General features: G+C 61.2%; 6 protein-coding genes (1 of these 6 only partly in view). 2 read left to right on the top strand and 4 right to left on the bottom strand.

Translation table 11 applies throughout. The features are described from left to right. Positions 1-5 precede the first annotated feature (5 nt). Genes hutU through hutI form a run of 4 tightly spaced genes read right to left on the bottom strand, consistent with a single transcriptional unit; the run spans position 6 to position 5293 of the window. On the bottom strand, positions 6-1679 hold the full coding sequence (gene hutU / locus FGF54_RS20315) for a urocanate hydratase (protein ID WP_065656680.1): 1674 nt from the start codon (positions 1677-1679) through the stop codon (positions 6-8). Between the two features lie 11 nt (positions 1680-1690). Then, a complete protein-coding gene (hutG, locus tag FGF54_RS20320) occupies positions 1691-2491 on the bottom strand; it encodes an N-formylglutamate deformylase (RefSeq protein ID WP_142780926.1) in 801 nt (266 codons plus the stop codon). 1 nt (position 2492) lies between these two features. Continuing rightward, entirely contained in the window at positions 2493-4037 is a 1545-nt protein-coding gene (gene hutH, locus FGF54_RS20325; RefSeq protein ID WP_142780927.1) for a histidine ammonia-lyase, read from the bottom strand. Continuing rightward, positions 4034-5293 carry an imidazolonepropionase gene (gene hutI / locus FGF54_RS20330; RefSeq protein ID WP_142780928.1) on the bottom strand — a complete coding sequence of 420 codons (1260 nt, stop codon included), beginning with the start codon at positions 5291-5293 and terminating at the stop codon, positions 4034-4036. The genes hutH and hutI overlap by 4 nt, the downstream gene beginning before the upstream one ends. A 114-nt stretch (positions 5294-5407) precedes the next feature. On the opposite strand from hutI, the gene FGF54_RS20335 reads away from it, so the two are divergent. Both FGF54_RS20335 and hutC read left to right on the top strand, forming a co-directional pair. After that, a complete protein-coding gene (locus FGF54_RS20335; protein ID WP_142780929.1) occupies positions 5408-6754 on the top strand; it encodes a formimidoylglutamate deiminase in 1347 nt (448 codons plus the stop codon). Between the two features lie 51 nt (positions 6755-6805). Further along, a protein-coding gene (gene hutC / locus FGF54_RS20340; RefSeq protein ID WP_142780930.1) for a histidine utilization repressor crosses the window boundary here: on the top strand, positions 6806-7515 show its 5' portion. Its footprint extends 16 nt past the window's final position; only the first 710 of its 726 coding nucleotides appear in the window; its start codon is at positions 6806-6808; its stop codon lies beyond the right edge, outside the window.

Raw genomic sequence — 7515 nt, forward strand, 5'->3', positions numbered from 1 at the left:
GAGGCTCAATTGCCGAGAATGCCGGGCAGGCGCAGGCCCTGTTCCTTGGCGCATTCCACGGCGATGTCGTAACCGGCATCGGCATGGCGCATGACGCCGGTTGCCGGGTCATTCCACAGCACGCGCTCCAGCCGGCGAGCGGCATCGTCGGTGCCATCGGCGCAGATGACCATGCCGGAATGTTGCGAGAAGCCCATGCCGACGCCGCCGCCGTGATGCAACGACACCCAGGTCGCGCCGGATGCGGTGTTGAGCAGTGCATTGAGAAGCGGCCAGTCGGAAACGGCGTCCGAGCCATCCTTCATGGCCTCGGTCTCGCGGTTGGGCGAGGCGACGGAGCCGGAATCCAGATGGTCGCGTCCGATGACGATCGGCGCCTTCAGCTCGCCGTTCCTGACCATTTCGTTGAAGGCGAGGCCGAGACGGTGACGGTCGCCAAGGCCGACCCAGCAAATACGCGCCGGCAGGCCCTGGAACGCGATGCGCTCGCGCGCCATGTCCAGCCAGTTGTGCAGGTGCTTGTTGTCAGGCAGCAGTTCCTTCACCTTGGCGTCGGTCTTGTAGATGTCTTCCGGATCGCCGGAAAGGGCCGCCCAGCGGAACGGGCCGATGCCGCGGCAAAATAGCGGGCGGATATAGGCCGGTACGAAGCCCGGAAAGGCGAAGGCGTTTTCCAGGCCCTCATCCTTGGCGACCTGGCGGATATTGTTGCCGTAATCGAGTGTCGGAACGCCGGCGTTCCAGAAATCGACCATGGCCTGCACATGCACCTTCATGGAGGCGCGAGCGGCAGCCGCAACGGCCTTCGGGTCGCTTTCCTGCTTGGCGCGCCATTCGGCAACGGTCCATCCGGCCGGAAGGTAACCATGGACGGGATCGTGCGCCGAGGTCTGGTCGGTAACGATATCGGGACGAACGCCGCGACGGACGAGTTCCGGGAAGATTTCCGCCGCATTGCCGATCAGGCCGACGGATTTCGCCTCGCCCGCCTTGGTCCATTGGTCGATCAGCGCCAGCGCCTCATCGAGCGTATGCGCCTTCGCGTCGACATAACGGGTGCGCAGGCGGAAATCGACGCGGGTTTCATCGCATTCGACGGCGAGGCAGCAGGCGCCGGCCATGACGGCGGCGAGCGGCTGTGCGCCACCCATGCCGCCGAGACCGCCGGTGAGAATCCACTTGCCCTTCAAGTTGCCGTCATAGTGCTGGCGGCCAGCCTCGACGAAGGTTTCATAGGTGCCCTGCACGATGCCCTGCGTGCCGATATAGATCCACGAACCGGCCGTCATCTGGCCGTACATGGCAAGGCCCTTCTTATCCAGCTCGTTGAAATGATCCCAGTTCGCCCAGTGCGGCACGAGGTTGGAATTGGCGATCAGCACGCGCGGCGCATCCTTGTGGGTGCGGAACACGCCGACCGGCTTGCCGGACTGCACGACGAGGGTTTCGTCCTCGTTCAGATCCTTCAGCGTCGCGACGATGCGGTCGAAATCGTCCCAGGTGCGGGCGGCGCGGCCGATGCCGCCATAAACCACCAGCTCATGCGGGCGCTCGGCCACGTCAGGGTCGAGATTGTTCATCAGCATGCGCAGCGGCGCTTCCGTCATCCAGCTTTTGGCATTGAGGTCAGTGCCCTGCGGCGAGCGGACATCGCGAATATTGTGGCGTGGATTGTTCATGTGTCTTCCCCTTATCGTTTCGTGTCGAGCGCAAATTTTTCCATGCGCGTGAGAATGGTTTTGAGATGGGAGCGAAGCCGTTCGGCCTTGCCCGTGTCATAGGCAAAAGGCGGCGTCTCGCTTTGAAGATGGGTGGATTGCGCCAGCTCCATCTGAATGGCGTGCACGCCGCTCTGCGGTTTTCCGTAATGGCGCGTCGTCCAGCCGCCCTTGAAACGACCGTTCAGAATGCTGTCGTAACCCTCTGCAGCGGCGGTCACCTCGACGGCGATCTTTTCGATGGTCGGATCGCAGGTCTTGCCCATATCCGTGCCGATGTTGAAATCCGGCAGCTTGCCTTCGAACAGGAAGGGAATATGCGAACGGATCGAATGGCAATCATAGAGAATGGCGATGCCGTGGATGGATTTGACCCGCTCGATTTCCGCCGCAAGGGCCGCGTGATAGGGCGCGTGGAAGTTCTCCAGACGGTAGGCAGTATCGTCCGCCGCGGGTTCCTGTCCTTCATTCCAGATCGGCTCGCCGTCGAAATCGGTCTCCGGAACAAGCCCGGTTGTGTTCTGGCCCGGATAAAGGCTGACCCCGGCCGGGTCGCGGTTGGCGTCGATCACATAACGATGGAAGGTCGCCCTTACGGTTGTCGCATTCTCAAGAAGGCCGGCATAGAGCTCATGGATATGCCAGTCCGTATCGGCGAGAATTTTGCCGTTATCGTTGAGACGATCCCAAATCTCAGCCGGAACATCCGTGCCGGTGTGAGGTAGTCCGAGGATGATCGGCGAGGTGCCTTCTTTGACGTCCAAGACTCGCATCTCAAACCTCCAGCTTCGGCAGAATGCCATCCGAAATTGCCGCGACCAGCGCGCCGGAGGCAATCAATTCCGCCGCAGCCTTCAGGTCCGGCGCCATATAGCGGTCCTCTTCCAGCGAAGGCACCGCCGTGCGCAATGCCGCAATCACCTTTTGCAGTTCGGGGCTCGTTTTCAGCGGCCCACGCAACTCCACGCCCTGCACAGCCGAAAGCGCCTCGATGCCGAGAATGGCGAAAAGATTGTCCGTCATCGGCAGCAGGCGGCGCGCGCCGTGGCAGGCCATGGAGACATGGTCTTCCTGATTGGCGGAGGTCGGTGTGGAATCCACCGAGGCCGGATGCGCCATCTGCTTGTTCTCGCTCATCAACGCGGCGGAGGTGACTTCGGCGATCATCAGGCCGGAATTCAGCCCGGGCTTCTTGGAAAGAAAGGCCGGCAGACCATAGGAGAGGGCCGGATCGACCAGCAGCGCCACGCGGCGCTGGGCGATCGCGCCGATCTCGCAAATGGCGAGCGCCGTCTGGTCGGCGGCAAAGGCCACCGGTTCGGCGTGGAAATTGCCGCCGGAGACGACGGAATTGTCTGAAAGCACCAGCGGATTGTCGGTCACGGCATTGGCTTCGATTTCCAGCGTGCGGGCCACCTGCCGCAGAAGATCGAGGCAGGCGCCATCCACCTGCGGCTGGCAACGAATGCAATAGGGATCCTGCACCCGCTCATCACCCTCGATATGGCTGACACGGATTTCCGAACCTTCCAGCAGATTACGAAGCGCCGCTCCCGCGTCGATCTGGCCCTTATGGCCACGCAGGCTGTGAATATCGGGATGGAAAGGTGCGGAGGACCCCATGGCGGCATCTGTGGAAAGCGCACCGGTAATCAGCGCCGCCTGTGCTGCGCGATGGGCGCGGAAAAGACCGGCGAGCGCCAGCGCCGTCGAAGTCTGCGTGCCGTTGATCAGCGCCAGCCCTTCCTTGGCGGCAAGCACCACCGGGGTCAGTCCGGCTTTCGCAAGCGCTTCGCCGGCTGGCAGAAGCGCGCCCGCATAAAAGGCCTCGCCTTCGCCCATCATCACCGCCGCCATATGGGCCAGCGGCGCGAGATCGCCGGAAGCCCCAACCGAACCCTTTTCGGGAATGACGGGGATGACGCCCTTCTCCAGCATGGCTTCGATCAACCGCACAAGCTGCAGCCGCACGCCGGATGCGCCGCGACCGAGCGAAACCAGCTTCAGCGCCATGATCAGCCGCACGACATTTTCAGGAAGCGGCGCGCCGACCCCGCAGCAATGCGACAGGATGAGATTGCGCTGCAGCGTCGCCACATCGGCCGCGTCGATCTTGATGGAAGCGAGTTTGCCGAAACCGGTATTGATGCCATAGACCGGCGCATTGCCGGCAGCGATCTCGGCGATGCGGGCCGCCGCCTTTTCAATGCCTTTATCGAAGCTGCGGTCGAGTTTGGCGCTGCCGTTCTCCCAGTATATCTCGGCGAGATCGGCTAAGGTGACATTGCCGGGGTGAAGCGTGATGCTCTTCATGGTCATGGGAGAACCTTCTGTCCCTTGAAAATGCGGGCGTGGAGCGGATTGAAACCGATGCGGTAGACAAGTTCTGCCGGACGCTCGATGTCCCAGATGGCGAAATCAGCGGATTTTCCAGCCTCCAGCGTGCCGGTTTCCGTAAGCAGGCCGAGCGCCTTTGCCGCGTTGCGTGTCGTTGCGGTCAAGCACTCTTCCACGGTCATGCGGAAAAGCGTTGCGCCCATATTCATGGTCAGCAGCAGGGAGGTGAGCGGCGATGTGCCGGGGTTGCAGTCCGTTGCCAGCGCAATGTCGGCCCCGGCATCGCGCAGGGCCTGCACCGGCGGCAATTGTTTTTCCCTGAGCGCATAGAAAGCGCCGGGAAGAAGCACGGCCACGGTTCCCGCTTTCGCCAGCGCCTTCGCACCGGCCTCATCAAGATATTCCAGATGATCGGCCGAAAGGGCGTTATAGGATGCCGCAAGCTCGGAACCGCCAAGGTTGGAAAGCTGCTCGGCATGCAGTTTGACCGGAAGGCCATACTGTTTTGCAGCCTTGAAAACCCGGTCGATCTCCTCGACGGAAAAGGCGATGCCTTCGCAAAAACCGTCAACCGCATCCGCCAGTCCTTCCGCATGGGCTTTTTCCAGCCCAGGCAGAACGACATCGCCAATATAATCGGCGTTGCGCCCCTTATAGTCTGCAGGTGTCGCATGCGCGGCGAGATAGCTGGTGACGATGCGCACCGGCCGCAATGTCTCGAGCCTGCGGGCGACGCGCAGCATTTTCAGCTCGGTTTCAATGTCGAGACCGTAACCGGATTTGATTTCGACAGTGGAAACGCCTTCGGAAAGAAGCGTGTCGAGGCGCGGGAGAGCCTGCGCCACCAGAGCATCCTCCGAAAGCGCGCGCGTGTCGCGCACCGAAGAAACAATGCCGCCGCCCGCTTTGGCGATCTCTTCATAGGTCGCCCCATTCAGCCGCATCTCGAATTCCATGGCGCGGTTGCCGCCGAAGACGAGATGGGTGTGGCAGTCGATCAGGGCAGGGGTGATCCAGCGGCCGCCGCAATCATTGGTCTCATCGGCCGTTGCCAGATCGGCGGGCAGATCGCTTTCAGGGCCGGCAAAGGCGATGCGGCCGTTACGCACGGCAATGACGGCGTTTTCGACGGCGCCGATGCCTTCCATGGCGGGATTGAAGGTTGCCAGCCGGGCGTTGCGCCACAAAGCCGTGGCGTTCCCCGTCGCCGTTCCGTTTGCAGATTTGTTCCCTGGCATTTGCTTTTCGCCTTTCCTTTGTGAGTTAAATGTATATACATAATAATCGGCTTGGCAAGCTGCAATTTCGTGTTTGAAATGGCCTTGCCGGACAGAACCAAAGGAGAGGGTGGCATGACGGCAATTCACGCGGGCGCAGCGCTTCTGGCGGATGGATGGGCGAAGGGTGTTCGCATCGTCTGCGATGGCGGCGTCATCTTATCCGTGGAAACAGGCGTTTCCCCGCAGCCGCAGGATGAGCGACATGCCGTCATTGTCCCGGCCATGCCAAATCTTCACAGCCACGCCTTTCAGCGGGCCATCGCCGGGCTTGCCGAAATCCGTGGTCCCGGCGATGACAGTTTCTGGAGCTGGCGCACCGTCATGTATAAATTCGCGCTCTCCATGACGCCTGACCATGTCGAGGCGGTTGCCGCCCAGCTTTATATGGAAATGCTTGAGGCCGGTTTCGGGCGGGTTGGAGAATTTCACTATCTGCATAATGACAGGGATGGCTCGCATTACGGCAATATCGCCGAAATGGCTGAACGTATCGGCGCGGCCGCCTCGCAGACGGGTATCGGCCTCACCTTGTTGCCGGTCTTTTATGCCCATTCCGGTTTCGGCGGCCAGGCGCCGATCGACGGGCAGAAGCGTTTCATTCATTCGCTCGACAGTTACGGAAAGCTGATGCAGGGTGCGCAGGCCGTGGTGGACAGGCTGCCGGGTGCCACACTCGGGATCGCGCCGCACAGCCTGCGTGCAGTGACCGGCGACGAGCTGGCAGCCATCGAGCCGCTGGCAAAAGGCGGGCCGATCCATATTCATGTGGCGGAACAGACGAAAGAAGTGGAAGATTCGCTCGCCTTTTCCGGTGCGAGACCGGTGGAATGGCTGCTTGAAAACGCGCCGGTCGATGGCCGCTGGTGCTTTATCCATGCGACACACATGACGGAAACCGAAACGCGAGGCATGGCAAAAAGCGGTGCTGTTGCCGGCCTCTGCCCGATCACCGAAGCCAATCTCGGCGACGGCATCTTCCCGGCTCCGGCGTTTCTCGCTGAAAACGGCCATTATGGTGTCGGATCCGATTCCAACATTCTGATTTCCGTGCCGGAAGAATTGCGAACGCTCGAATATTCACAACGCCTCTCGCATCGGGCACGCAATGTCATCGCCGATGCCGGCCATTCCACGGGAGAAAAACTCTTCCGGCAGGCGCTTGAGGGCGGCGGCAGGGCTCTGGCGTCGCGAAACGGTCTGGAAAATGGAAAAAGCGCCGATTTCGTCGCTCTTGATGTTTCCGCCGTTTCTTATCTTCCGATATCCCAGATTCTCGATCAGTGGATATTCGCGGGCGGCGTTTCTGTCGATTCCGTTTGGGTGCGCGGCAAAAAGCGCGTGCAGGCCGGCCGGCATATCCATCGCCGCGAAATATCCGATCGTTTCAACAAGGTCATGGCTGAACTTCTCGATAGCTGATATGGGCTCGGCGGAAACAGGAAAAAGCCAGCGGGGAAAGGCATTGCGGACGTGACGAAAGCAGCAGCCGGGCAGACCCTGCACCAGCGTATCCTCAGTGAGATCGAGGGCCGGATCGTTTCGGGAGAATGGCCGCCGGGTCATCGGTTGCCTTTCGAGGTCGACCTCGCCGATCAATATCATTGTTCGCGCATGACCGTGAACAAGGTCATGGGCCAGCTCGCCAAGGCCGGTTTGATCGAACGCCGCAAGAAATCCGGCAGTTTCGTTCGCCAGCCGCAGATCCAGTCCGCCGTTCTTCAAATTCACGATATCGGGGCCGAGGTCGAATCCCTTGGCCTCGACTATGGCTTCAAAATCCTGGAGCGCGAAAGGCGCAGCGCGAAAAGCGCGGATCGTGAGTGGCTCGACGTTTCCGTCGAGACACCCTTGCTCGACATTCTCTGCATCCATTTCGCCGGTGCGCGGGAATTCTGTGTCGAACAGCGCCTCATCAATCTGACGGCCGTGCCGGAAGCGGCTGAAACCGACTTCACCGAAATTGCGCCGGGTCCCTGGCTGCTCGGCCATGTTCCCTGGAGCACTGCCGAACACCGGATCAGCGCCGAGACACCGTCGAAGGAGATCGCGCGCCTGCTCGGCATTTCCGACAGGCAGGCGTGTCTTGTCGTGGAGCGCCGCACCTGGAGCAATTCGGGCGCTGTCACCTATGTGCGCTTCACCTACCCCGGCAATGCGCATGCGCTGGTCGCCCGCTTCAG

The sequence above is a fragment of the Agrobacterium sp. T29 genome, assembly GCF_006970545.1.
GTDB classification, from domain to species: domain Bacteria; phylum Pseudomonadota; class Alphaproteobacteria; order Rhizobiales; family Rhizobiaceae; genus Agrobacterium; species Agrobacterium leguminum.